At 68.9% G+C, this 22,572-nt stretch carries 21 protein-coding genes, 1 tRNA gene and 5 pseudogenes; 18 read left to right on the top strand and 9 right to left on the bottom strand.

Features of this window, described 5'->3' with window-relative positions:
* Window positions 1-620 precede the first annotated feature (620 nt).
* Window positions 621-1,757, top strand: coding sequence for an FG-GAP repeat domain-containing protein (locus tag ACFXOM_RS16390; protein WP_384929049.1), 1,137 nt, complete (start codon window positions 621-623; stop codon window positions 1,755-1,757).
* A gap of 111 nt (window positions 1,758-1,868) precedes the next feature.
* A complete protein-coding gene (locus tag ACFXOM_RS16385; RefSeq protein ID WP_384929052.1) occupies window positions 1,869-2,744 on the top strand; it encodes a Yip1 family protein in 876 nt (291 codons plus the stop codon).
* A 272-nt stretch (window positions 2,745-3,016) separates the two neighbouring features.
* On the opposite strand, the pseudogene ACFXOM_RS16380 reads toward ACFXOM_RS16385, so the two are convergent.
* A pseudogene (locus ACFXOM_RS16380) lies at window positions 3,017-3,334 on the bottom strand (phosphoribosyltransferase); the annotation flags it as partial.
* 429 nt (window positions 3,335-3,763) lie between these two features.
* Between ACFXOM_RS16380 and ACFXOM_RS16375 the strand changes: the two are divergent.
* Together ACFXOM_RS16375 and ACFXOM_RS16370 are read left to right on the top strand one after the other, a co-directional pair.
* Window positions 3,764-4,903 carry a transposase gene (locus ACFXOM_RS16375; protein ID WP_385038246.1) on the top strand — a complete coding sequence of 380 codons (1,140 nt, stop codon included), beginning with the start codon at window positions 3,764-3,766 and terminating at the stop codon, window positions 4,901-4,903.
* Window positions 4,904-5,499: 596 nt separating this feature from the next.
* Window positions 5,500-6,615 (top strand): hypothetical protein, encoded by a 1,116-nt coding sequence (locus ACFXOM_RS16370; RefSeq protein ID WP_384929054.1) that lies wholly within the window; start codon window positions 5,500-5,502, stop codon window positions 6,613-6,615.
* 572 nt (window positions 6,616-7,187) lie between these two features.
* Here ACFXOM_RS16370 and ACFXOM_RS16365 read toward each other — a convergent pair.
* A pseudogene (locus tag ACFXOM_RS16365) lies at window positions 7,188-7,760 on the bottom strand (hypothetical protein); the annotation flags it as partial.
* 2 nt (window positions 7,761-7,762) lie between these two features.
* Here ACFXOM_RS16365 and ACFXOM_RS16360 point away from each other — a divergent pair.
* Window positions 7,763-8,293 carry a hypothetical protein gene (locus ACFXOM_RS16360; RefSeq protein WP_384929056.1) on the top strand — a complete coding sequence of 177 codons (531 nt, stop codon included), beginning with the start codon at window positions 7,763-7,765 and terminating at the stop codon, window positions 8,291-8,293.
* A gap of 45 nt (window positions 8,294-8,338) precedes the next feature.
* Here ACFXOM_RS16360 and ACFXOM_RS16355 read toward each other — a convergent pair.
* The 3 genes and pseudogenes from ACFXOM_RS16355 to ACFXOM_RS16345 form a co-directional block, all read right to left on the bottom strand.
* Window positions 8,339-8,529 (bottom strand): annotated as a pseudogene (locus ACFXOM_RS16355) (phosphoribosyltransferase); the annotation flags it as partial.
* Window positions 8,530-8,542: 13 nt separating this feature from the next.
* The gene (dcd, locus tag ACFXOM_RS16350; protein WP_384929059.1) at window positions 8,543-9,118 is read right to left on the bottom strand and encodes a dCTP deaminase; all 576 of its coding nucleotides are present in this window, start codon (window positions 9,116-9,118) and stop codon (window positions 8,543-8,545) included.
* 94 nt (window positions 9,119-9,212) lie between these two features.
* Window positions 9,213-9,422 carry a hypothetical protein gene (locus ACFXOM_RS16345; protein ID WP_384929061.1) on the bottom strand — a complete coding sequence of 70 codons (210 nt, stop codon included), beginning with the start codon at window positions 9,420-9,422 and terminating at the stop codon, window positions 9,213-9,215.
* 356 nt (window positions 9,423-9,778) lie between these two features.
* On the opposite strand from ACFXOM_RS16345, the gene ACFXOM_RS16340 reads away from it, so the two are divergent.
* The 6 genes and pseudogenes from ACFXOM_RS16340 (at window position 9,779) to ACFXOM_RS16315 (ending at window position 13,368) form a co-directional block, all read left to right on the top strand.
* Window positions 9,779-9,852 (top strand) — tRNA-Gly (locus tag ACFXOM_RS16340).
* A gap of 579 nt (window positions 9,853-10,431) precedes the next feature.
* A complete protein-coding gene (locus ACFXOM_RS16335) occupies window positions 10,432-10,635 on the top strand; it encodes a cold-shock protein (RefSeq protein WP_236242280.1) in 204 nt (67 codons plus the stop codon).
* Between the two features lie 306 nt (window positions 10,636-10,941).
* Window positions 10,942-11,766: pseudogene (locus tag ACFXOM_RS16330) on the top strand (DEAD/DEAH box helicase); the annotation flags it as partial.
* A gap of 223 nt (window positions 11,767-11,989) precedes the next feature.
* Window positions 11,990-12,271, top strand: coding sequence for a CBS domain-containing protein (locus tag ACFXOM_RS16325; RefSeq protein ID WP_384929064.1), 282 nt, complete (start codon window positions 11,990-11,992; stop codon window positions 12,269-12,271).
* A 154-nt stretch (window positions 12,272-12,425) separates the two neighbouring features.
* The gene (locus ACFXOM_RS16320; RefSeq protein WP_384929066.1) at window positions 12,426-12,734 is read left to right on the top strand and encodes an SCO5918 family protein; all 309 of its coding nucleotides are present in this window, start codon (window positions 12,426-12,428) and stop codon (window positions 12,732-12,734) included.
* A gap of 295 nt (window positions 12,735-13,029) precedes the next feature.
* A complete protein-coding gene (locus ACFXOM_RS16315; RefSeq protein WP_384929069.1) occupies window positions 13,030-13,368 on the top strand; it encodes a MerR family transcriptional regulator in 339 nt (112 codons plus the stop codon).
* A gap of 28 nt (window positions 13,369-13,396) precedes the next feature.
* Here ACFXOM_RS16315 and ACFXOM_RS16310 read toward each other — a convergent pair whose 3' ends face one another.
* Window positions 13,397-13,894, bottom strand: a complete 498-nt coding sequence (locus ACFXOM_RS16310; protein WP_384929072.1) for a DUF5994 family protein — start codon at window positions 13,892-13,894, stop codon at window positions 13,397-13,399.
* A gap of 294 nt (window positions 13,895-14,188) precedes the next feature.
* Between ACFXOM_RS16310 and ACFXOM_RS16305 the strand changes: the two genes are divergently transcribed.
* The 7 genes from ACFXOM_RS16305 (at window position 14,189) to ACFXOM_RS16275 (ending at window position 20,438) form a co-directional block, all read left to right on the top strand.
* Window positions 14,189-14,770 carry a DUF5994 family protein gene (locus ACFXOM_RS16305; protein WP_385038243.1) on the top strand — a complete coding sequence of 194 codons (582 nt, stop codon included), beginning with the start codon at window positions 14,189-14,191 and terminating at the stop codon, window positions 14,768-14,770.
* 329 nt (window positions 14,771-15,099) lie between these two features.
* Entirely contained in the window at window positions 15,100-15,366 is a 267-nt protein-coding gene (locus ACFXOM_RS16300) for a hypothetical protein (RefSeq protein WP_384929665.1), read from the top strand.
* Between the two features lie 359 nt (window positions 15,367-15,725).
* A complete protein-coding gene (locus ACFXOM_RS16295; RefSeq protein ID WP_384929081.1) occupies window positions 15,726-16,928 on the top strand; it encodes a PP2C family protein-serine/threonine phosphatase in 1,203 nt (400 codons plus the stop codon).
* A 375-nt stretch (window positions 16,929-17,303) separates the two neighbouring features.
* Window positions 17,304-17,552: a hypothetical protein gene (locus ACFXOM_RS16290; protein ID WP_384929083.1), complete on the top strand. Its 249-nt coding sequence runs from the start codon at window positions 17,304-17,306 to the stop codon at window positions 17,550-17,552.
* A complete protein-coding gene (locus tag ACFXOM_RS16285; RefSeq protein WP_384929085.1) occupies window positions 17,549-17,950 on the top strand; it encodes a PIN domain-containing protein in 402 nt (133 codons plus the stop codon). The genes ACFXOM_RS16290 and ACFXOM_RS16285 overlap by 4 nt, the downstream gene beginning before the upstream one ends.
* Before the next feature lie 309 nt (window positions 17,951-18,259).
* Window positions 18,260-19,507 carry an NAD(P)/FAD-dependent oxidoreductase gene (locus ACFXOM_RS16280; RefSeq protein ID WP_385038240.1) on the top strand — a complete coding sequence of 416 codons (1,248 nt, stop codon included), beginning with the start codon at window positions 18,260-18,262 and terminating at the stop codon, window positions 19,505-19,507.
* A gap of 37 nt (window positions 19,508-19,544) precedes the next feature.
* Window positions 19,545-20,438, top strand: coding sequence for an RNA polymerase sigma-70 factor (locus tag ACFXOM_RS16275; protein ID WP_385038237.1), 894 nt, complete (start codon window positions 19,545-19,547; stop codon window positions 20,436-20,438).
* A 107-nt stretch (window positions 20,439-20,545) separates the two neighbouring features.
* On the opposite strand, the gene ACFXOM_RS16270 is transcribed toward ACFXOM_RS16275, so the two are convergent.
* The 3 genes and pseudogenes from ACFXOM_RS16270 to ACFXOM_RS16260 form a co-directional block, all read right to left on the bottom strand.
* Entirely contained in the window at window positions 20,546-20,917 is a 372-nt protein-coding gene (locus tag ACFXOM_RS16270) for a hypothetical protein (protein ID WP_385038258.1), read from the bottom strand.
* Window positions 20,918-20,933: 16 nt separating this feature from the next.
* A pseudogene (locus ACFXOM_RS16265) lies at window positions 20,934-21,023 on the bottom strand (cytidine deaminase); the annotation flags it as partial.
* Between the two features lie 375 nt (window positions 21,024-21,398).
* A complete protein-coding gene (locus tag ACFXOM_RS16260; RefSeq protein ID WP_384929096.1) occupies window positions 21,399-21,893 on the bottom strand; it encodes a hypothetical protein in 495 nt (164 codons plus the stop codon).
* Between the last annotated feature and the right edge of the window lie 679 nt (window positions 21,894-22,572).

The following is a 22,572-nucleotide window of genomic DNA, read 5'->3' as shown; positions in this document are numbered from 1 at the left end:
TCCGCACCGACCCCGAGCGGGCCCGGGGGGGGGGGGTGGGGGGTGTGGGGGGGGGGAGGGGGAGGGGAGGGGAGGGGGAAGGGGGGGGGGGGGGGAAGGAGGAAACGAAAACTTGTTGGGAGGTTGTGGGGGGGGGTCGGGGGGGAGGGGGGAAGCGGCGGTCCTTGTGGGGGGGGAGCCCCCCCCCGCTTCCTCGTTCTCCGGGACGCCGGAGCCCCCGGCCACCGGCACGTCGGCCTTCAGGGGAGGGACTCCGGGGCCGGACGGTCCTGGCCCCGGGCCACGTCCCCGGAGCGCTCTGCCCACCGGGGCCGGTGGGTGGTTCCCGGGTCGCACTCCGGGGCCGCAGCCGGGGCGGGCAGGGGCTCCCCGGGGCCCGCGATGCATGCCCTTCCCTGGTTCCCCGCCCCCTCCCGCAGCAGGCGGGCACGGACGCGCCCCGCCGGCGCACCGAGGTCACGAACCTCACAGCCGACTCCCACGGCCACGGACCCGCACAACCACGGCCCCCCACGGCCACGGACCTGCACAAAAGGGCAGACTTCCGGCTCCGGACCGCCCACCCATTGGCCGGCGCAAGGCGCAGGAGCATGATGAGGCGCTTGGTTTCGGAGACAGGGATGGGAACTGCTGTGGTACTCGGGTGTGCTGTGGTGCCTCGACTGCGCAACGCCGCAAGCCTCTGTGCCTGCGTCGGCCTCGGCGTGCTGCTCCTCACGGCGTGCGGGCCCGTCGGCCGGCCCGACGCCGTTCCCCCGCAGGAGACCCGCCGCGCCACCACCCTCGCGGGCACGGCCGCCGCGGGCGCCCTCCCCGTGCCACACGGCGACGGCAGCCACGTCCCGGCGGACTTCAACGGTGACGGCCACCGCGACCTGGTCCTCGACGACCTGGTCAAGGCGGCGGGCGCGCGCCACGACGACGACGCCGGCATCGGCGTCGTCTACGGCACGGCCGGGGGCTCGCTGACCCCCGCCGTGCGGCAGCTCCTCACGGCCCGGGAGAACGCCGCCGCGGTCGGCGGCACCCTCCCCTCCGCCTTCGACTCCGCGGCAGCCTGCGACCTCGACGACGACGGGTTCAGTGATCTCGTCGTGGCCACGGACCCGCCGTACGACGGAATCGGCCGCCCTCCCGTCCCGCTCCAGCTGCTCTTCGGCAGCCCTGCGGGCCTCACCGGCCGGGCCGTGGTCCTGCAGATCCCGGAAGGGGCGCGGTACGGCAACGAGTGGCCCGACCACCCCGTCTGCGGCGACTTCGACGGCGACGGCAGCGAAGACCTCGCGGTGACCGCGAGCGGCGGACGGATCAGCTTCCTGCGCGGTCCCTTCACCCGTGCCGGCGCCCCGCGCGCCGCCGGCACCCCGTTCCAGGGCGGCGGCCCCGTACTCACCGCGCCGGCACCCGAAACCGACGTCGACGGGGACGGCCGCGACGACCTCGTCCGCTCCGCCCGCCCCCTCGCCCCCGGCAGCGGAGCCCGGGGAAAGCTGTTGCTCGGCGGCCCGGACGGCCCCCGGCGCCCCGGCGGCGCGTACACCTTCGAGGCCGTCGACACCCCGGCGGCGCCCCCGCTCCCGCCCGGAGGGTCCACACCGGTCACTGAGGTGCTGGAGTACGCCGACTTCGACGGCGACGGGCGCCCGGACATCGTGACGCGCACCCACCGCGGGGAGAGCGCGGACGCGATCGCCCTCTACCCGGACGGCCGCTCGCAACCCGAAGTCACCTTCAGCACATCGGTCTTCCTGGGCTGACCTGCGAACACCCCCGGGGATCCCCTAGGGGATGTCACAGGTCGGCAGCAAAGGCCCCCCGTTCCCCGGCCCCGGACACCGGACACAGCGGGACCAGGTACGTTCGATGACGTGGCTGGATTCAGGATCGGACGCGGCCGGGACAACAACCGCACCCCGCAACAACAACCGCAGCAGGCACCCCCGCCGCCGTACGGACAGTACGGCCGGTACGGGGGCGGCCAGGGCGCAGCCCCGCAGTGGTCCGGACCCGGCGGCGGGCAACAGCCGCACGGCGAGCCGGAGTACTTCGGCGACCCGTACCAGCACCAGCACGGCGGTGCACCGTACGCGGCGGGCGACCCGTACGCCAACAACCCGGGCCACACCCAGGCGTTCAGCGTCGGCGAGGACCCGTACGGCGACGGCTCCACCTACCGCGCGGGCAGCGCATCCGTGCCCACGGGCCCGCGGCTGCACTGGAAGGAGCTGCTGAGCGGCATCGTGATGCGCCCGGGCCCGACGTTCCTCCAGATGCGGGACTACCCCGTCTGGGGCCCCGCCCTGATCGTCACGTTCCTCTACGGCCTCCTCGCGATCTTCGGCTTCGACCAGACCCGGGACGAGGCGATCAAGGCCCCGTTCGCGACCGCCATCGGCTCCGTGCTCATCACCGGTGTGGCGTTCGTCATCGGCGGTCTGATCCTCGGTGCGGTCACCCACACCCTCGCCCGCCAGCTCGGGGGTGACGGCAGCTGGCAGCCCACGGTCGGCCTCTCCATGCTGATCATGTCCCTGACGGACACTCCCCGGCTGCTCTTCGCGATCTTCCTGAGTGGCGACAACTCGCTGGTCCAGATCCTGGGTTGGCTCACCTGGCTGGCGGCGGGCGCACTCTTCACGTCGATGGTGAGCAAGTCGCACGACCTGCCGTGGCCGAAGGCCCTCGGAGCCTCGGCCATCCAGCTGGTCGCCCTGCTGTCGATCATCAAGCTCGGCACGATCTGAGCGACGCAGGACGCCCACGACTCCCCGAGGTCGCGAAGGCCCCTGGCACAGCCGCTCGGGCGGTTCCCAGGGGCCTTCGCCCTGCTCCGTGCGCGGCCACCCGACCGTCCGGGTCCCCGTCGCCGAAGGCCGCGCACCGCGCGCAGTAGCCGGGTGCGGCCCGCCGCACGGTCACGGGAGGCGTTGAGCGTCGTGGCCGTCTCCGGTCCTCGTGGGCGGTCCGTTCCCTGCCCGCTGCCTGGGCTGCGGGGCGGCGTGAGCGCCCCCGGTGCTCAGGCGTCCAGAACCTGCCCGCTGCACCGGACGACCGGCCGTTCCGCGCTCCACGGGAAGTTGATCCACTCGTCGGTGCGCTTCCACACGTACTCGCACTTCACCACGGAGTGCGACTTCTCGTAGATCACCGCGCTGCGCACTTCGGCGACGTGGTCGAGGCAGAAGTCGTGGACCAGCTTCAGCGTCTTCCCGGTATTGGCGACGTCATCGGTGATGAGCACCTTCTTGTCCGAGAAGTCGATGACGTTGGGGACCGGCGCGAGCATCACCGGCATCTCCAAGGTCGTCCCCACGCCGGTGTAGAACTCGACGTCAAAGGCAAGAGGATCCGGCGCCGCGAACCGGTGGTCGAACGCCTCCACCTCGCGCGCCACGCGTTTTACTCTTCCTGCCTCCATCACATCCCTCTCCGGCCCCGTACGACCCCTCATGGCACCGTTTGCATCACGCAAGCCAGTACTCGGGCAGACGGGCGTGACCGGAAGCGTTCAAGCGCTGGGGAAGGTGCTGCCGTCCAGCACGGTGGCCGGCTGGCGGGACCGTGCAGCAGTGCTGGTTCAGCTGTCGGTCGCGATCGTGCTCGGGGCCGAGAACCTGACGGAGGCGGAGCAACTCCAGTTACATCAGCGGCCGTTGTTCGGGTTCGCGGCCTCGGATTCCACCGCCCGCCGCACGCTGGCCGCCCTCGATGAGGCGACCCTGGCGCGGATCGCGAAGGCGCGGGCGCGGGTGCGCCGACACGTGTGGAGTCTGCTGCATCTGCGGCCGGGCGGCTTTCCCTGGCTGACGGTGGCGGGCAAGCGGCTGACCGGCTGGATCGTCATCGACCGCGACGCCACCGTCATCACCGCGGCGTCGAAGAAGTCCGGGGCTGCGGTCACCTTCAAAAGACGTTCGGGTTTCATCCGCTGGCCGCGTGGTGCGCGAACACCACCGAGTCCCTGGCCATGCTGCCACGGCCGGGGAACGCTGGGGCGAACACCGTCGCCGATCACCTTGCCGTGCTCACCGACGCTCTCACGCAGATCCCCGGCTCGTCAGTCGCGAAGTTCCTGGTCAGGGCCGACGGTGCCGGGGCGACCCACGGGCTGCTGGAACACCTCGAAGCGTTGAACACCACGCGGCGCACGGTCCGCTACACCGTCGGCTGGAAGATCACCGAAGATGGCGAGCAGGCCATCGCGAAGCTGGCCGAGGCCGCCTGGGAGCCCTCTGTGCACCAGGACGGCAGCCTCCAAGAAGGCTACTTCGTCGCGGAGCTGACCGGGCTGAACACCCGCGAGGGCTGGCCCGAGGGCATACGGCTGATCGTGCGTCGCGTCAGACCGACCCGGCGGCACCTGAGGAAACTCACCGCGTTCGAGCAGAAGACCGGCTGGCGCTACGGCATCACCGCCACCAACATCCGTCACATGTGGGGCATCGCCGGCTCAGGACACAGCCAGTTCCTGGACGTGCTGCACCGCTCCCGCGCCGGCGTGGAAAACCGGGTGCGCACCAACAAGGCCATGGGACTGGACAACTTGCCCTCCGCCTCGTGGGAAGTGAATCGCGGCTGGATGCCCGCCGCGAAACCTCGCAGCCGACCTCGACGCGTGGGTGCGGCTGCTGGCCCTGCACGACATCGACGGCCTGGCCGACGCCGAGCCGGACACCATGCGCTTCCGCCTCTACCCCCTGCCCGCCCGCCTCGCCGACCGGATGCCGTGGAACCCCGGCGCAGCCGCAGCGACACGCGAAGGCCCCGCTCGCGAACACGCGGAACAAGAAGGGCGAACCGAATCCCTGGTCATGCACTCACGACCCCTGACGAATCGAGGTTGCACCGACTGACGGCCCTGCCTCGGCACGGCGACAGTCGTTCATCTTGCCAGGAGTCCTGAGTGAACCGAACAGTCGCCGAGATGCCCTTTGTCGCACCGCACCCGCTCCGGAAAGGCCTGAATCACCCCAGCCCACAGGCCGCCAGCGCAAGTTGGCAGTGCCGATGCAAGCGGAAACTCACCTCCAGCCGCCACCCCAGCAGAACGCGGCGGAACCCAATTCGACAACACCCTTGCGGAGCGTTCACCCTGCAAGATCGTCAAACAACTAACCAGTAACCTCAATTCTCCATCAATCCCGCCGTAAATTCAGATTGATGTCTAGTACATGAACATGGAGTGCGTATACGGTCCTGCCACCGAACTCCACTGAAAGACAGCAGAGTTGGGTCGCCCGGGTTCCTGACTGAAGTCGCAACGGTGAGAGAGGAGTTCCAGATCGGATATCCCTGACGGGCCATCGACTGAGATGTGCCCCGAAAGCGCCATCGCGGCAACTTCTGCTCAGAATTCGACTTCTTGGGCGGTCTCGGTCCATGCTCCCGGGCCGCGACCATCACGACGGAAGGATTATTGACATGCACATGGATGCTATTTCGCGTACTCGGAACAGGTCGAACAGGGCGTGCCGCCCCTGGCTCACTCGATCGCTCTCGGTGCTGGCACCGGTTGTGGCTCTGGGCGTCGTGACAGCCGTCCCCGCAACGGCCGCCTCCATTCCACAGGCTGCGGATTCGGCTCCGGCAGCCATGTTCTCCGGCATCGCCAACCGCCACTGCGCGCAGTGGGCCGACGCGCCGCCCAACGTCTCCGACTGGTTCTGCGCCAGCACCCTGTCGGGCCTGTCCGACGCGATCAAAGCGCGGGGACTCCACAAGCTGATCGACCTGTACGACTCCAGGTCGAGCCACCAGCTGAGTGTGGTGTCCACCAGCCCCGCCTCCTACTGCGGCCACAGCGCCTCGTACCAGCTGGTCCCCTACCTCAAGGACTTCAACAGCTACGTCCCCTACGGGGACTGTGCGCCGACGTTCATGTCCAGCTCCAACGCATCCTCCGCCTCCAGGGTGGTCGGGTGGCCGTCGTCCGGGGTGAACCAGCGCAGCAACTACGTCAATCTGGACTTCTCCGTTCGGTACCTGAAGCTGGGGTTCGGATGGAAGCAGAGCCAGGCATGGAACGCCTGCGTCGAATACACCGGCTGCACTTTCACGGCTGATGAGGCGGAGGACACATGGATGCCGTCCGTGGAGGTGGCCACCCTCACAAATTCCAGCTCTCACGTGCAGAGCATGACCAGGACGTTCTCGAGGACCTTCAATGAATCGAACGAGACATCGGAGACGATCCTCAACGAGATATCGGCCACGGCCAAGGTGACTCCGCTGGACGGGGTGGACCTGAGCGTGACCGTGAAGAGGGCCATATCCGTCGCCTACAAGACGTCGTGGTCCGAGGGCACGACCTACACTGAGGCCGTGCCCGTCACGGTGGACCCGGGTGGCCGGACCACAGTCTTCGTCATACGACCCGGCACGAAGTACACGGGCCACTACACCCTCCCGACCGGCCAGTTGGTTCCCGGGGACTTCTCGGTGGTGCTCCCGTGCGGACCCGACAGCCGACGCGCCGCCGATTTCGTCTATCTCGACCAGCCCACGGACTCAAACGAGATCATCACCCCCGAGGAACACGCGGCAGCACAGGCGGCATCGACGCCCTCCATCCCCACCCCCGCTCCCACCCGTACGGAACCGCCCGGCCGTCTCTGAGCAGACTGATTGAGGCGTTCGGAACAGCCACCGACGACGGCCCCGCCTCGCTCGCCGGACTGACCTCCGGCTTCTGGCTGTCCCTCTGTCCACGGCTGCCGCGGTGGGTGAGGCCTCCCCCTTGGTCACCGCCGTCGCCAGGGAACTCGGTAGCAGTTCCGATTCCCCTTCCCCGCGACGCTGGTACCGGCGGACCGGGGAGAGCGCGAGTCCGGTGAGCTGACCCAGCACCGACCTCGAGAAGCCCAAGCCACTACCCAGGGAGGTCCGCGAAGAGCAGCAGGCGATCGGCCCCGAAAAGGGCGACGGCATTCTTCGTGAACGAGAAACGACCGGTGAACGAGCTGTGCCGGTTTGATCCGCGCGGAGAAGGTCACATACCCGATCGTCCTGCTGTGGCGAGCAGTGACGGCGGCCTACTCCACCTACCCGCTGCCTGATCCACAGCATCCGCAGCGACCAACACAGGTCGACCGGTTCCGGAACCGAACAAAGGGGTCAGGGCTGGGGCAGCGTTGCGGGCGCACCGGATCAGGTTTCGACGACGCCGCGCCGGGCTTCTGGCCCCTGCGTCACCTGTGTCGCCAGGTGTCCCGGCTCCATCGTACGAACTGCGTCTCGGGATCACCGGTGTAGGACCAGGGCGTACCGGTGGCCCGGGGACCGAGCAGCCGGAAGAGGTAGGCCGCGATCTCCAGCAGGCCGGCACAGCACGCCGCGTGAGTGGGGTAGTTGAGGTCCCTCACCTCCGCGGGGGGCACATGGTCGTCCTGCCGTGTGCCGATCCACTGCTGCCAGGTGCGCCTCACGGCTCAGACCGCGCCGTCGTTGTCCCAGTGCTGGCCGATCCCCGCGACGGCGCTCCCCTCCCGTCGCACCTCGTCCAGGATGCAGCGGTACTCCTCGGCTCGGGCGTACTGCACGAGAACCGGAAGCGCGGAGCCGGAAGGCGCCACTCCTGCGGCGTCGTAGGCGAAGTCGTACATCAGGCCGTGTGTGCCGTGCCAGCGAGAGGAGTAGTAGTGAAGCACCTCCATATGGCCTTCCACACTGTATGGATCACGCTCGTGAAGCATGTCCCACCAACGCTCGAGTTCCTCACGGCGGACCCGACCGGGGGAAAGCCGCGCGACGGAGATGAGGGTCCTTGAGCCCGGTCAGCAGCAGATCGAGCACCTTCTCCTCCATCCCGTGCTCGACCAGCCTGGCGGCGGTACGCGATCTGAACAGGCTGGAGCTGGCCGGGGAGACGCTGCGGGCCGCGCTGGAGGCGTTGGCCTGTGTGGCCCCGGACTGGCTGGCCGGGGCGGTGCCCGTTCGGGAATGGGCTGAACGCTACGGCCCGCGGACTCACTCCTGGCATCCGCCGGCTTCCACGCGCAAGCGCGAGGAGATGGCCCTGGTCTACGACCGGGACGGGTTCGCGCTGCTGGAGGCGGTGCATGCCCCTGATGCCCCGGCCTGGCTGCGCGAGCTCCCGGCGGTGCAGGTCCTGCGCACGATGTGGGTGCAGAACTACCACCGCACCGTAACCGAGGCCGGAAAGACCCACCTGGAGCACGTCTTCTCCGCCGTTGCACTCAACGTCATCCGCCTCGACACCTGGTGGAACGGCCACCCGCTCGACCGCGCCCGCTTCAGCCACCTTGCCCGCCGCGGCCTCTCCCTCGCCGCGTGACCGAACGGCAAAGTAAGACACTGCATGCTAGGCAGCGAGTCCGATGTACTCGACGTTCACCAGATGGATGTTCTTGCAGCCGAGGCGTACGCCAACCCGCCCGCCACGAACACACCGCCTCGCGCGATCGACAGGACGACGTCCGGCTCGTAGCCGTCGTCGGCGATCGTCTGCGCGAGCTCCCGCACGGCGCGACCGAAGCCCTCGTACGTCAGGTTCTCCCGTATCCCCGTCATGGCGTACCGGCCCTCACACCTGCGTCCGGTGGAAGTTCATGAACGACCGGGAGGCCGTCGGCCCCCGCTGCCCCTGGTAGCGGGACCCGTACTTCTCGGACCCGTAACCGTGCTCCGCCGGCGAGCTCAGCCGGAACATGCACAGCTGCCCGATCTTCATCCCCGGCCACAACTTGATCGGCAGCGTGGCGAGGTTCGACAACTCCAGCGTGACGTGCCCGGAGAAGCCGGGGTCGATGAAGCCGGCGGTCGAATGCGTGACCAGGCCGAGACGGCCGAGGGAACTCTTGCCCTCCAGCCGGGACGCGATGTCGTCGGGCAGTGCGATGACCTCGTACGTGGACGCCAGCACGAACTCGCCCGGGTGCAGGATGAACGCCTCGTCCCCGTCGGGCTCGACCAACCGCGTCAGGTCCGCCTGCTCGACCGCGGGGTCGATGTGCGGATAGCGGTGGTTCTCGAACACCCGGAAGTAGCGGTCGAGCCGCACGTCGATGCTCGAGGGCTGCACCATCGATTCGTCGTACGGGTCGATACGCACCCGCCCCGCGTCGATCTCGGCCCGGATGTCCTTGTCTGAGAGAAGCACGCCCCGAGGATACGCAGAGCGCGCGGGCCCGCCCCAATCGGACGGCCTCCCGCGCGCCACCGCTCCGTACCCCGGCCTGCCCGCCGGGCCTCCCTCAGCGCCGCTGCAACTCCACCGGAACGGCATGGCGCAGCCGTGCGCAGCGGGGGCAGCGCATGAGCCGGCCGGGGCCGATCCGGTCCGGGCCGAGCTGCTGCATCGGGAACGACGAGGCGGTGAAGACATGCCCCTCAGCACAGCGGACGACGGTGCGCTCCAGGGTCTCGGCGCGGTTCACGGAGTCCATTGAGTCCATCGGGTCCATCAAGTCCCTTCCCCAGCAAGCGTGGACGAGATAGCCACATTAGGGGATGAACAGGACACCATTCCACGCGGCGCTCCGCCCCAACGGTACGCCCGGACCGGACCACTTCGCAGCCGAGCCCCGACGGCCGGGGGCGACCCCGGAGGCGCGGGCGAGGAATCGCGGAGAAGGCGCAGGAGGAGCCGCGGAAGGTGGACGCGGAGAGCCACGGGGGAAAAGTCGCGAGAAGCCACACGAGAGGTCCCGGGACGCCCGAACCGGACCGAACAGCACGGAAGCCCCGTGCTCGATAACACCGAGGGGCTTCGATGGGGTACAGTGTGCGACGATGCGGTACCGATCAACAGGACCGCTACGCGGGTGTAGTTTAATGGTAGAACATGAGCTTCCCAAGCTCAGAGCGCGGGTTCGATTCCCGTCACCCGCTCCAGACAGAAGCCCCAGGCCATCAGCCCGGGGCTTTGTTCTTTCCCTGAATCCCTCGACGCTCGCGTGCCATACGTTCCGTAACGGGGCGTCAGGCTGGCTCCCACGTCGTCAACGGCAGCCACCGGCCGTCAAGCTTCCCCGCAGCCCTGCGAGAACGCGTCCCGCTCTCCGGGGCGACTGCACATCCGGTCGACCCGCGGTCCGTCACACGCAGGGCAACAGTCTCCTGACGTCGGGCGGTGCGGACCATCCACGTCTGTCTCCAGCGCTGACGAACGCCCCCGGGAGGCACGTATGGCTGATCATTATCTGCGACGGCGAGATGAGAATTTGAGGGGCCGCGCGGTAAGATTTTTCGCCACACAGAAAGAAGCGGAGTAATTTCATCAGCATCGGACGTAGCGACGTGCTAGTCTCGGTTTCAGTTGCAGTCGTGGTTCCCGAAAATCCAAGTGCATACAGTCACCCCAAGGGTGACTGAGAGTTCTTTTTCACCTCCGGTTTCTCCGGCGGGGTAATCATCGCAGCGACACGGCATACGCGCAGTGTGGATGCCGACGATCCCCAAAGGAGATATGACATGTCCACTGGCACCGTGAAGTGGTTCAACGCAGAAAAGGGCTTCGGCTTCATCGAGCAGGACGGCGGCGGGCCCGACGTGTTCGCCCACTACTCGAACATCGCCGCCCAGGGCTTCCGTGAGCTGCAAGAGGGCCAGAAGGTGAACTTCGACATCGCGCAGGGCCAGAAGGGTCCGACGGCCGAGAACATCGTTCCTGCCTGACGCCGGCGCGCAAGACGTAGCTGGGGCCCGCATCCTTCGGGGTGTGGGCCCCAGCTGCATCTGTTTTCCGCAGCAACAGTGTGGAAGGCTCCACCGGATCGGTATCCGCGCCTACGCAGTGGACGCCCTGGCTATCACGTATTCGACTCGGATTCTTTTTCACCGATCGCGATCGGCAGTCATGCAGTCCGTCAGGCCGGCTTTCATACGCCATTCGAGGACATCCCGAAGATCTTCAAGCTGCTCGTTCGCTGCGGAGATTTCCTTTGATGTGCAGCGTATCGAGGAAGGTTCCACATGAAAAGCATGCACATGGCCGATCATTTCCCAACTACCCGCGACGTCGGTGACGCCTCGGGGCAGGGCGGGTTCACATTTCCCGCGTCGGCCACTCCCGCGCTCCCCTCCGTCGGGGCCTTCGTCGATCTCGCAATGCCGAAGAAGTTGCTCGCCGCACTCGTCGCCGAAGGCGTCACCGTGCCCTTCCCCATCCAGAGCGCGACCCTGCCGAACACTCTCGCGGGCCGTGACGTTCTGGGCCGTGGCCCCATCGGCTCAGGCAAGACGCTGGCCTTCGGCCTCGCCGTCGTGGCCCGTACGGCAGGGGCACGAGCCGAGCCCCATCGGCCGCTCGCCCTGATTCTCGTCCCCTCCCGCGGGCTCGCGCACCGCGTGACCTGCGCGCTCACGCCCTACACCCGCGCCGTCGAGCTACGGCTCACCACGATCGTCGGCGGGATTCCCATCGGCAGGCAAACGAACGCCCTCCGCGGCGGCGCTGAGATCGTCGTCGCCACTCCGGACAGGCTCGGGCTCCTCGTTGCCAGCGGCGACTGCCGGCTGGACCAGGTCGCCATCACCGTCCTTGACGATGCTGACCAGATGACCGACATGGGCTTCACGCCCCAGATCACCGAGTTTCTCGACCAAGTGGCTCCCGGGGGCCAGCGGATGCTTTTCTACACCACCCCGGATCACACCATCGGCCGATTGGCTCGCCGCTGCCTGTCCGACCCCGTCGTGCATTCCGTGGATCCGGCGGCCGGGGCCGTCGCGACGACGGCGCACCCCTTACGGCACGTCCCCGCCGATGACAGACGCGCCGCACCGACGGAGATCACCGTACGTGAGCCGCAGGGGTTCACCCATCACCGGTGAACGGCCCCCGTCGCGCACCCCCGTCCGCATCGCGGAGCCGGCGCCCACTCCGCGCGCCACGGCCTCACCAACCTGGCGCGACCGGCCGCTCACCAGAGACGCCCCGCACCGCACCGCGGTCACCGTCCCCCGCCCGGCCCTCCTAGAACCCTTCATCCCTACGTCGACGCCCACCCTCTCTCCGCAGGAGTCGCTTGTGACACTGATTCAGACACAGCCCCGCCCCACGCACACCAACAGGACCGCAGCCCACCTCGACGAGACGGAACCCCACGTCTGGGCCGACATGACCGTCGAGGTGGCTCTGGTGGTCATGAGTGGCGCCTGCACCGGGCGCCTGATCGTCCGTGACGACGACGGCCGGCGCACGGGCATGGTCACCCAGGCCCAGCTCATCGGCTTCCGCGCCAGCTCCGCCTACACGGACCGAGTACGGCTGCGCGACCTGTGCCCCACGAGCTCTCAGCCCCGCCCGTGACCACGAGGGCCGGGGCCGAGTCCACGATGCACACTGACCGGTCCGCCGCCCCGCCGTGGTCGGCGACGGCCCCTGCCGCACTCCGGATGTCCTGAGCCCGCCGCGCTCACTCGTACCGGCCGAGCCCGTTCCCCCTTTTCCCTTGTGAGGTCCCATGCGCTGCGTCATTGCCCGCTTCCCGTTCGAACTGACGAAGAACGGTGTCCTGGAAACGATGAAGGGCGTCAAACCCGAACCCATCAACGGCGATTTCGTGATCATCGGACGCCGTGAGTATCCCGTCAAGCAGGTCGGCGCGGTCATCACGCGCCAGGACCGTCGCGATTTCAGCGGCGGCGAGGTCATCCGAGCCATGACCCGGCTCGGGTTCACCTGCCGTACCCGCCCGGAGGCTCAACCTGCGACCGCCCTCAGCCCGATCCAGCAGGCGTCCGCCCTGCTCGGCACGTCCACGGCGGGCTGACCGGCGGACAAGGCGAACGGCGCCTGGAGGAAAGGGCCCGACCGGTGCCGCACCGGTCGGGCCCTCGCGGCGGATGGGAGCATTACCCTCGGTGGATGCGTCGGACCGCCGGCGCGCACACCGGCAGGTCCGACTGAGAGGTCCCGAGCCTGAACAGGCGTGGCAAGGGCAGCAGGGCCTGCCGACGCGTGGCCCCGTGCCGGACCACCACCAGCTCGCGGTACCTCTTCGGATCCTCGACGTCTGAGGGCACCAAAGCACAAGACTCCTCAGCCCCGCCCCCAGAGAGGCGAGAATGACAGCAGACGATTCGATCGGCCGTCTCGACGATGACGACTACCCCGCGTACACCATGGGTCGGGCGGCCGACATGCTGGGAACGACTCCCGGGTTCCTCCGTGCCCTCGGGGAGGCTCGGCTGATCACTCCGCTCCGCTCCGAGGGCGGCCACCGGCGCTACTCCCGCTACCAGCTGCGCATCGCCGCCCGCGCCCGGGAACTCGTCGACCAGGGCACTCCCGTCGAGGCCGCCTGCCGCATCATCATCCTCGAGGACCAGCTCGAGGAAGCACTGCGCATCAACGCCGAGTACCGCCGGGCAGCGTCCGAACCACGCCGTCGGAACGGGGACTGAGCAGGTCACGCGGTGCTACGCCGTCGGATCATTGACGTTCCTCCGTCTCGCTCGGCGGTGCGGCCACTGCGGCGACGAGGATCTCGGCGGCCTGCGTGACATTGTCGGCTTGGACCGCGCGGGCCATGGCGGTACGCGCGGCATCAGGCTCCGTGTTCGGCGGCACCACCATCAGCGCGAAGTGGTCCTGGTCGCCGCGGGTGATCAGTACGGTGTCGTCGCCAACGGGGAACGAATCGAGATGGACGACCCGGTCGTCGACGACCAGTCGGGTCGGGATGGCGTTCCACGCGACGGCGTCCAGGCCGACGCGGGTGATGGGCCCGAGATGCTCGGCCAGGGCAGACACGAGCGCGGGGACCTCCCGCGCCACGTCTCGGGTGCGCGGCCACCACGCCCCGTCGAGGATGCCCCGCCGTGAATGCGTCGTCTCCAGCCTGAGCAGGGCCGTTCCGGGACGCACCGCCTCGTGGATCGCGTCCGGCAGGAGCAACGGGGGCGAGTGCGGGGTGTCTGAGTCGACCATGGGAGGTCCGTCCGTTCTCAAGGAGCCTGACGTGGCCGTCGTGGGTGACGGGCCGCGGACGGGACGACTGCGCCGTCACCTCACGGTAACTCCGGCTCTCTCGTTCCTAGCCCTAGCTCACCGGTGTCCGGGAAAAACGGAACTCCTTCCCCGATGTCGCCTCAAAGACGAGTCACCCGGACGTACGCTGGAAGAACCGGGAGTACTTCGCACACCAGCACCCGTGCAGGTGTCATTTCCGGGGAACACGAAAAACCGAGCTGCCGACGGGCGGCCCGGGGGCAGGTCCGTGCCATGACCACCACCCTCGGCAGGACGGCGAGCCACACCCTCGCCCCGGGGCGTGCGAGCCGGTTGTCGCTCACCCCGAAGACACGATCGGTCACGAGCGTGCTTGACGGCGCATGGTGGCCCCGTTCCCGCGACCTGGCGGCCGAACTACCGTCGCTGGCCGACGCCCTGGAAGCCCGCTGGGGCCGCATCACCCGGATCGCGGTGAACCCGAGCCGCTGGCCCGCCATCCCGCGCAGGGTCGCCGTCACCGGCCACGCCGTGCACGTGGACTGGTTCACCGAGCTGGGCCCCGACAAGATCGTCCTGTTGTCCTACACGACCATCCGATGCGACCTGCTCGTGATTCCGCCCGAGAGCCAACCTGCCTCTGCAGCCCGCCTGATGTCCGCCGCCGCAACCCCCGGAAGCGTCCTCACCGCAGGTGTGCTGCTGTCCGACGAGGCCGCGACCGCCCGCCGCGAGCGGGAGGACCGAAGGAGCGAGGAGGTCTGGGAGGCCGACGGCGGGGCCGCCCGAGGCCCAGTGGCGCAGCCCGTCGTCGGCGTACGGATGCCTCCCCTGCCGGGGTACGTGCGGAGATGACGACATGGAGATCCTGATCATGCTCGCGGTAGGCGCTCTCGTGATCGCGCTCGGCATGCGTCTGGTTCACCGACACGACGCCCGGCACGACGCGCGCATCGCCGCCTATCACTTCGGCGACCCCTTCCCCTCCATCCGTCCTCCACCCGGACGCAGCCGTCCCAGGCCTGCCGGGCGAACAGCCGGGCTGCCGCCCACGGGCACCCGACCCTGACCCCCGGACCATTCCTCCGCCCGAAAGGCGGCGGGTGGGCGCCCCGGCATCCCGGCCGCCCCACCCGCAACCTCTCTTCTCGCTCCGAAGGGAACACTCCGTCTTGCGCCCCGTTCTGCACCCCGCCGAGAACGAGCCTCTGCCTCAGGCAGGGCTCGCGGAGATCCGTATCGTCGCCGCCACCCCCGAGGCCGCCCGCACGGTCGCCGAAGTGATCCGCCGGTGTTTCGCCGGGACGGAACAGCGCAGTTACCCCGCGCCGGGCGGCGGCACGCGGCTCCACCTCACCGTCGACACGGAGGCCGCCGCCGGCCCCGCCCTCTCATGGCTGGCCACGAGCCGACCGACCGCTGGTACCGGCCCGCACGCCGAGGAGCCCTGACCGGCCGCGAGCGACACCCGCGGGGGGCGTGAATGCCACGGACGGGAGCCCCGCACCGGTGGCGGCGGTACCGCCGACGGGTCGCGCGCGCTCCCGGGCGCCGGGCGGACGGCCGCCCACCCGGTCCCACCGGGGCAGCCTCCGCCCACGACCGCCACCTGATGACCGAGGGCCTGGTCACCTTTCATCCGGTCTCCCCCTGCACGGTGGCGGCTGTGTGGCGTGGCCTTGCTCCGAGGAGGATCCTGGAGGACACACCGCTGGTGGGCCCACGCCGGTACCTGCCGCCTCAGGGGCTCGGAGGCTGACCCTCGCGGCAACGACGGGGGACGCCCGCGCCTTCCGGTTGGAGGCAACGGATGACCGTGGGACAGCCCGGTGATCCGGATCGGACGGAGAGCTTCGGCGAGGGGCTCCTCGGCACGTTCCTGGACCGCGCGCACGAGCTGCCGCCTCACCAGGTCGGGTCCGTCGTCGCCGGCACCGTGGCCCGTCTGGGGGGCCGTGACCCGCAGATCCTTCTCCAGGACTACGGTCAGCAGAAGCTGGTACCCCTGGTCGGCGAAGGTCTGACGGGCGGCGGACCTCACTCCATCGATCGTTCAGCGGCAGGCCGGTGTTTCCTGACCTTGTGCCGGGTCGAGGAGGACGTGCCGGCCGGCGGAGTGCGTGTCCATGTCCCTCTCCTGGACGGAGGGGAGCAGGCCGGGGTCCTCGCCGTCACCCTGGACGCCGTCGACGACGACGACCGCCGCCTCCTGCGCAGGATCGCGGGCCTGACCTCCCAGTTGCTGCAGTCCAAGAACGGCTACACCGACCTCTTCTTCCGCACCCGACGCCGGGAGCCGATGAGTGTAGCCGCCGAGATCCAGTGGTCTCTCCTACCGCCACTGGCCATGACCATGCCCCGCGTCGCCATCGCCGGAGTTCTGGAGCCCGCCTACGACGTGGCCGGCGACAGCTTCGACTACGCCCTGAACGGAGACGCGCTCCACCTCTGCATGATCGATGCCATGGGCCACGGCCTGAACGCGGCCACCATGGCCACCGTTGCCATCGGCGCCTACCGGCATGCCCGTCGGATCAGCGTCGAGCTCTCCGAGATCTACCTCTTCATGGACCGTGCGGTGTCCGAGCAGTTCGCCCCCGACCACTTCGTCACCGCACAGATGATGCGTCTGGACACGGACACGGGTCGCCTCCAGTGGGTCAACGCCGGGCACCCCGCGCCCATGCTGATCCGCGGGCACCGCGTGGTGGGCCGCCTGGACAGCCCCACTACCCTGCCCGTCGGCTTCGGAGGAGCGCAGCCTCAGGTCAGCGAAGTGACACTCCTTCAGGGGGATCGCGTTCTCTGCTTCACCGACGGCCTGGTGGAGGAGCACGAGAGTGGCCGGGAACAGTTCGGAGAGGACCAGTTGGTCGCCTGGATCCAGCAGCTGGATCCGGCCGAACAAGGAGTTCGCGCGGTGGCACGCGACCTGTCCCACACGCTCAGGCGGGCCCGCGGCGACGCCACCTCCGACGACGCCACACTTCTCCTGGCCGAGTGGCGTGGCTGACCTCCGTCGTACCACGACGTGCCAGTAGGACTGGTGCGCGGCGGCGGCCAAGGGCGCGGAGGAGGCCAACCCACGGGAGTCTCGGTACATCGCCCTCGCAGGTCAGAGGCGACTTGCTGCCCGCTTGCCGGGTGATTCCCAAGCTCAGAGCGCGAGTTCGATTCCCGTCACCCGCTCTTCGATGAAGGCCCCGGTCGATGACCGGGCCTTTCCCTTGCCCTCGAGCGGCCCCGGCCCGGAACGGAGCCCCACCCCGCTATGGTCAGCCGGAGGGCGACCGCCCCCACGTCTCCACCCGGAGCATGCGGCCGCGGCGTCAAGGCTGGGGACCAAAGACCCGAGTCAGCATATGCATACTCCAGTATGCTTGGGCTTATGTCTTCAACGACTCGCATCACCGTCACGCTCCCCAGCGACCAAGTGGCGGAGCTCCGAAAGCTCACCGACAACGTCTCCGGCTACGTGGCGGAAGCCGTAGCCCGCCAGATCCGACACCAACTCCTGGGCGACGACCTCCGCCGCCACGAGGAAGAACACGGGCAGTTCAGCGACGAAGAGCTCGCCGAGGCTCGCGCCAAGATCTTCGGCGACGCCAGCTCCTCCAAGGGCGCGGACGCCGCGTGAGCGAGCGCGTCGAAACCGTCGTCCTGGACTCCGAGGGGCTCTCCGCCTGGATCACCCAAGACCGCAAGCTCCTCGCGATACTGCAGGTCTTCCACGACATGGGAGCCGACCTCGTGATCGGGGCCAACACCATCGTGGAAGTCAGTCACTCCCGCACCAACATGCCTCGCCTGAACTGGGCCCTGTCCCGGATCAAGGTGGAGCCGGTCACCGAACAAGCGGCGAAAGCGGCAGCGGAGCTCCTCAAAGGCGCCGGACTGCACGGGCACAAGTACGCCATCGACGCCACGGTCGCCGAGGTCGCGCTCCGCCAGACGAAACCGGTCGCTTTGCTGACGTCCGACAGCGACGACATGACCAAACTCTGCGGCAGCCAGGTACGCATCATCCCTCTCTGACCCGCCGACCCACCTGGGGTGGCACTCGCCTTGGCAGGGTCCGTTGCGCCGCGACCTCGTGCCCCATCCGTGCCCAGCAGAGCGGACAACAACGGTCGGATGCGGCCCCCGGAGCCCGTAGCCATCCACCCCACGCAGCGGGAAAGTACAGGTCAGCCGGTCGGGCCCGGTCGGTGGGATGAAGGCGCTTGCCCTCGCTTCTCCGCCCCTCACCAGGTCCCTCCAGAAGGTGATCCGGGTCACTTCCTGTCACAGGGGGCGATGGTCCGGTGTCTTGTGTCCGACCGCCTTGAGACAGAGGAGAAAGCCATGCCTGACAGGAACGGCACGAAGCACCGCGTCGTCGTCCTCGGCGCCGGTTACGCCGGGGCCTACGTCGCCGGTACCCTGGCGCGGCGGCTGGCACCGTCGGATGCCGAGATCACCGTGGTGAACGCCGAGCCGGACTTCGTGCAGCGGCTGCGGCTGCACCAGCTCGCGGCCGGCCAGGAGATCGAGGCCCCACGGCTCGCCGACGTCTTCGCGGGAACCGGGATCCGGCTGCGGCTGGCCCGGGTCACCGGCATCGAACCCGAGCGCCGGGTCGTCGTCGTGGCCGGCACCGACGGTAGCGGTGAGGTCGGCTACGACACGCTCGTCTACGCGCTGGGCAGTCACGGCGCCGACCACGGCGTCCCCGGTGTCGCCGAGCACGCCTTCGACGTCGCAGTCCGGCCCTCCGCGCTGCGGCTGCGTGACTGCCTGGACGGTCTGGAGGCGCGGAGCGAGGGCGGGAAGGTGGTGGTCGTCGGCGACGGGCTGACCGGGATCGAGACCGCCGCCGAGGTCGCCGAGTCCCGCCCCGGCTTGTCGGTGACGCTGATCGCCCGGGGCGCATTGGCCACTCCGCTCTCCGCAGGGGCCCGCGACCACCTGCGTCGGGCCTGCGACCGGTTCGGCATCACCGTCCTGGAGCACGCCGCCGTGGAAAGCGTCGAAGCGAAGCGGGTGCTCTGCGCGGACGGCACCGCCCTGCCGTCCGACGCGACCGTGTGGACGGCCGGGTTCGCGGTCGCCCCGATCGCCGCCGGCGCCGGCCTTGAGGTCACCGACGGCGGCCGGATCGTCGTCGACCGCACCATGCGCTCGGTGTCACACCCGAACGTGTACGCCGTCGGCGACAGCGCCCACACCCTCGGCGACAACGGCCTTCCCCTGCCGATGTCCTGCGCCTCGGCCGGCTACACCGGACGACAGGCGACGGCCGCGATCGTGGCCCGGCTGACCGGCGGCAAGGTCAAGCAGACCGGGCTGGAGTACGTGGGCAACCACATCAGCCTCGGGCGGCGCGACGGCATCCTGCAGATGGTCGGCCATGACGCCCAGGCGAAGCCGAAGTACCTGGGCGGCCGGAAAGCCGCGCGGATCAAGGCCGGCATCCTCGGCATGTCGCTGTGGACCACCTCCCACCCCACCTTCGGCCTCCCCACGCGAAGGCAGCGCCTGACCGACACGCCGGAATCGAACAACGAGACAGCGACCCGCCCGGTCGGAAGCGGAGAAGCCGCCCTTGGCTGAGCCGTCCTGCCGTCCATGCCAGAAGTGAGGCCCCGAGATGACCGACGACACCACCGACCTGGCAACGGAGGCGTTCATCGCCCACCGGAACCTGCTGTTCACCGTCGCCTACGAGATGCTCGGCTCGGCGGCCGACGCCGAGGACGTACTTCAGGAGACCTGGCTGCGCTGGGCCACCGTAGACCTCGGGCGGGTGAGCGACCAGCGGGCGTACCTGGTGCGGATCACGACGCGGCAGGCGCTCAACCGGCTGCGCACCGTGAAGCGACGCCGCGAGGCCTACGTCGGCCAGTGGCTGCCCGAGCCGCTGATCACCACATCGGACGTGGCCGAGGACGTCGAACTCGCCGAGAGCATGTCGATGGCGATGATGCTCGTCCTGGAAAGCCTCGCTCCGACCGAGCGGGCCGTGTTCGTGCTGCGCGAGGTCTTCGAGGTCGGCTATGACGAGATCGCGGAGGCCGTCGACAAAAGCCCCGCCGCGGTCCGCCAGATCGCGCACCGCGCCCGCAAGCACGTCGGAGCCCGCCGCCCCCGCGCCACGGCGTCGCTCGGCGAGGCCCAGGCAGCCTTGGAGTCGTTCCGGCGCGCCATCGAGACCGGCAACCCACAGGACCTGCTCGACGTCCTCGCCCCCGACGTCGTACTGCTCAGCGACGGCGGCGGCCTCAAGAAGGCGGCCCTGCACCCGATCGTCGGCGCCGAGAAGATCGTCCGCTTCTACCTCGCCGGCACCACCAAGCTCCAGGCCACCGTCGCTTGGGAACCCACCGTCGTCAACGGCAACCCCGCGCTCGCCGCCTACGTGGACGGCGCACTCGACGGCGTCATGGCCGTCCGCGTCGAGAACACCCGCATCACCGGCCTCTACTTCGTCCGCAACCCCGAAAAGCTCACCCACCTCGACTCCGAGACCACGCTCACCCGCTAGGACCGAACACCCCCGCGCCTCGCCGACCGCAGCACACGACGAAAGGCCCGTTCCAGACAGCAGCCCCAGACTGAAGGCCCGCACCAGAAGGCAACAGCGAATGTCGTCTACCGGGACCGGCCGGCGACCACCATCGCGACGGCTTCTGGTGTCGCGGCAAGAACGGGGCCCAGGACGGGGCTCCCCGTCTGGTCAGTGACCTGCCACCCGGCAAGGCAGACCACGGGAATCTCTCCGCGCCGCTCAGCGAGTGCGATTTCGCTGAGGGTGCCCCAGGAACCGCCGACGGAGATCACCGCGTCGGCGCTGGCAACGAGCAGTGCATTCCTGGCCTCGCCCATGCCGGTGAAGACCACGGCGGACAACATGTGAGGGGCTGCTGCCCGGTCCGTGTCCGGGCGGATGCCGATCACCAGCCCACCTCCCGAACGGGCTCCATCGGCGACGGCGGCATTGACGCCTTCTCCGCCGCCACACAGGACGATGGCACCGTGCTGTGTGGTTGTCGCCCTGGCAGCGGGTGCGAGCGACGTGCGCCGCGGCCTGGATGAGTTCGTGGTCGACAAGGTGGGTCTGCGTGGTCATGTTCTCTGCCTTCGTCAGGTGGGCGGCCCGGGTCACTAGGCAGCGGCCGGCACGGTCGTTTCGACCGCTACGTGCGCGACCGTTCGCCCGTTCTTGTTCTTGCCGAGCCACTGATCGCCGTTGAGGACCCCGGTGTGGCCCGTGGTCGCGTATTCTCCGCCACCCGCACGGCGGGACGATCCCGCAGTTGAACGGGCCTGGCAGCGCCGTTGCTACCCATAGGGGAACCGCGATTTCGTCCGCCGCAGGTCAGGATGGGTGCGACCTCCGCCGGACGGGGTGCGAACCCTCGAAGGCATGTTGGCGGTGCCGGGGCGAGCGTGCTGCAGGCAGCAGCGCGTCGATGGCGGTCCGATGGCTGTCGGCCCCTGCCGGTCAGATGCGGGTCCACCGCCATGCGTTCGAGCTGTAGGTGCACTTGATCTTCGTGCCGCCTGCAGTGGTGGTGACGGCGCCGTGGTCCCTGTTCCGGCAGAACTGTCCTGCCGAGTAGCAGTTTCCCGCGTTGGAGACGATCGAGCACGTGCCGGTGCTGTCCTGGTCACTGCTGCTCCCGCTGCCGCTGTCGGCAGCTTCCACCGTGGCGGTCTTGGTAACGGTGACCGTAGGGCCGGGCTTCGCCTCGTCCTTGACGGTCTCAGTGACGGTCGGGCCGGGCTCGGGCGTGGCCGTGACGGTCGCGGTGATGGTCGGCGCGGGTCTGACCTCGGTCCCGAGCGGCTGTTGCCCGTCGTTCCCTGCGGAGCCGATGAGCACGCCTGTGATCAACAGTGCCGTGCCGCCGACCCACACGAGTACGCGCTTGTGGAGCGGACGGGGGTCGGGCGAGCGTGGTGAAGGCGGTATGGGAGTGGTGTACGGGTTGGCCATCTCGTCCCCCAGATGTTCCGGTGCAGCGACCGTAGTGCCGATCAGGGCCATGTGTGCAGGGTGTGCGTAGAAGGGGTGCCCATTCTGTGACCTGCACCCGGTCCGTGGTCCTGCGCGCGACGGTGGCGCCGAGCCTCAGGGCGCTCGACGAAGGGGGATGGTCTTCAGGGGGAGATCGGTGAGGGTTGCTCGGAGCGGTGCGACCCCATGTCCCCCGGGGACCTGACGCCTCCTGCAGAAGCCGCGGTGCAGCACCACCGGCATCACCAACGTCGTTCGAGGAGTCCCCACCCCGCACCTGACCTGCTCAAACCGAGATGGAAAGGGCTCACTTTCCCCGTGGCAATCCATACCGAGATGCCGCCTCGATCACATGGCAGCCAGCCCGCTTCATGGTGTTCTCTGACTCCTACCGCTGGCCCTGCATAAACTAAGTCACCCATTTCTGGTGGGTTCAGAGCACAGGTCGATGGCCAACAGGGCAAATGCCAGAGATTCTGCGCCCGAGGATGACTCACTGTCGTCCATCGGTAATATCGCGCCCCGCCGATCGCGATGTGCTGTGATCATCCCAGATCTGCGCGTGGCGTGGCCCGAACGGGGCCGGGAAGGGACGCGCCAAACCCGCGGGAGGGGAACGCCCTCCCCCACTGAAAAAATCCGTTAGTGGCCCAAGCCG

The organism is Streptomyces sp. NPDC059169, from assembly GCF_042755225.1.
Taxonomy (GTDB): domain Bacteria; phylum Actinomycetota; class Actinomycetes; order Streptomycetales; family Streptomycetaceae; genus Streptomyces.
This window is presented reverse-complemented; position numbering and strand designations above follow the sequence as displayed.

What these genes read in the sequence shown, in the direction of transcription:
- ACFXOM_RS16390 (WP_384929049.1), top strand. Translation starts at nt 621, where the DNA reads ATGGGAACTGCTGTGGTACTCGGGTGTGCTGTGGTGCCTCGACTGCGC.
- ACFXOM_RS16345 (WP_384929061.1), bottom strand. Translation starts at nt 9,422, where the DNA reads ATGGACCCGATGGACTCAATGGACTCCGTGAACCGCGCCGAGACCCTG.
- ACFXOM_RS16335 (WP_236242280.1), top strand. Translation starts at nt 10,432, where the DNA reads ATGTCCACTGGCACCGTGAAGTGGTTCAACGCAGAAAAGGGCTTCGGC.
- ACFXOM_RS16320 (WP_384929066.1), top strand. Translation starts at nt 12,426, where the DNA reads ATGCGCTGCGTCATTGCCCGCTTCCCGTTCGAACTGACGAAGAACGGT.
- ACFXOM_RS16315 (WP_384929069.1), top strand. Translation starts at nt 13,030, where the DNA reads ATGACAGCAGACGATTCGATCGGCCGTCTCGACGATGACGACTACCCC.
- ACFXOM_RS16310 (WP_384929072.1), bottom strand. Translation starts at nt 13,894, where the DNA reads ATGGTCGACTCAGACACCCCGCACTCGCCCCCGTTGCTCCTGCCGGAC.
- ACFXOM_RS16305 (WP_385038243.1), top strand. Translation starts at nt 14,189, where the DNA reads ATGACCACCACCCTCGGCAGGACGGCGAGCCACACCCTCGCCCCGGGG.
- ACFXOM_RS16295 (WP_384929081.1), top strand. Translation starts at nt 15,726, where the DNA reads ATGACCGTGGGACAGCCCGGTGATCCGGATCGGACGGAGAGCTTCGGC.
- ACFXOM_RS16290 (WP_384929083.1), top strand. Translation starts at nt 17,304, where the DNA reads ATGTCTTCAACGACTCGCATCACCGTCACGCTCCCCAGCGACCAAGTG.
- ACFXOM_RS16280 (WP_385038240.1), top strand. Translation starts at nt 18,260, where the DNA reads ATGCCTGACAGGAACGGCACGAAGCACCGCGTCGTCGTCCTCGGCGCC.
- ACFXOM_RS16275 (WP_385038237.1), top strand. Translation starts at nt 19,545, where the DNA reads ATGACCGACGACACCACCGACCTGGCAACGGAGGCGTTCATCGCCCAC.
- ACFXOM_RS16260 (WP_384929096.1), bottom strand. Translation starts at nt 21,893, where the DNA reads ATGGCCAACCCGTACACCACTCCCATACCGCCTTCACCACGCTCGCCC.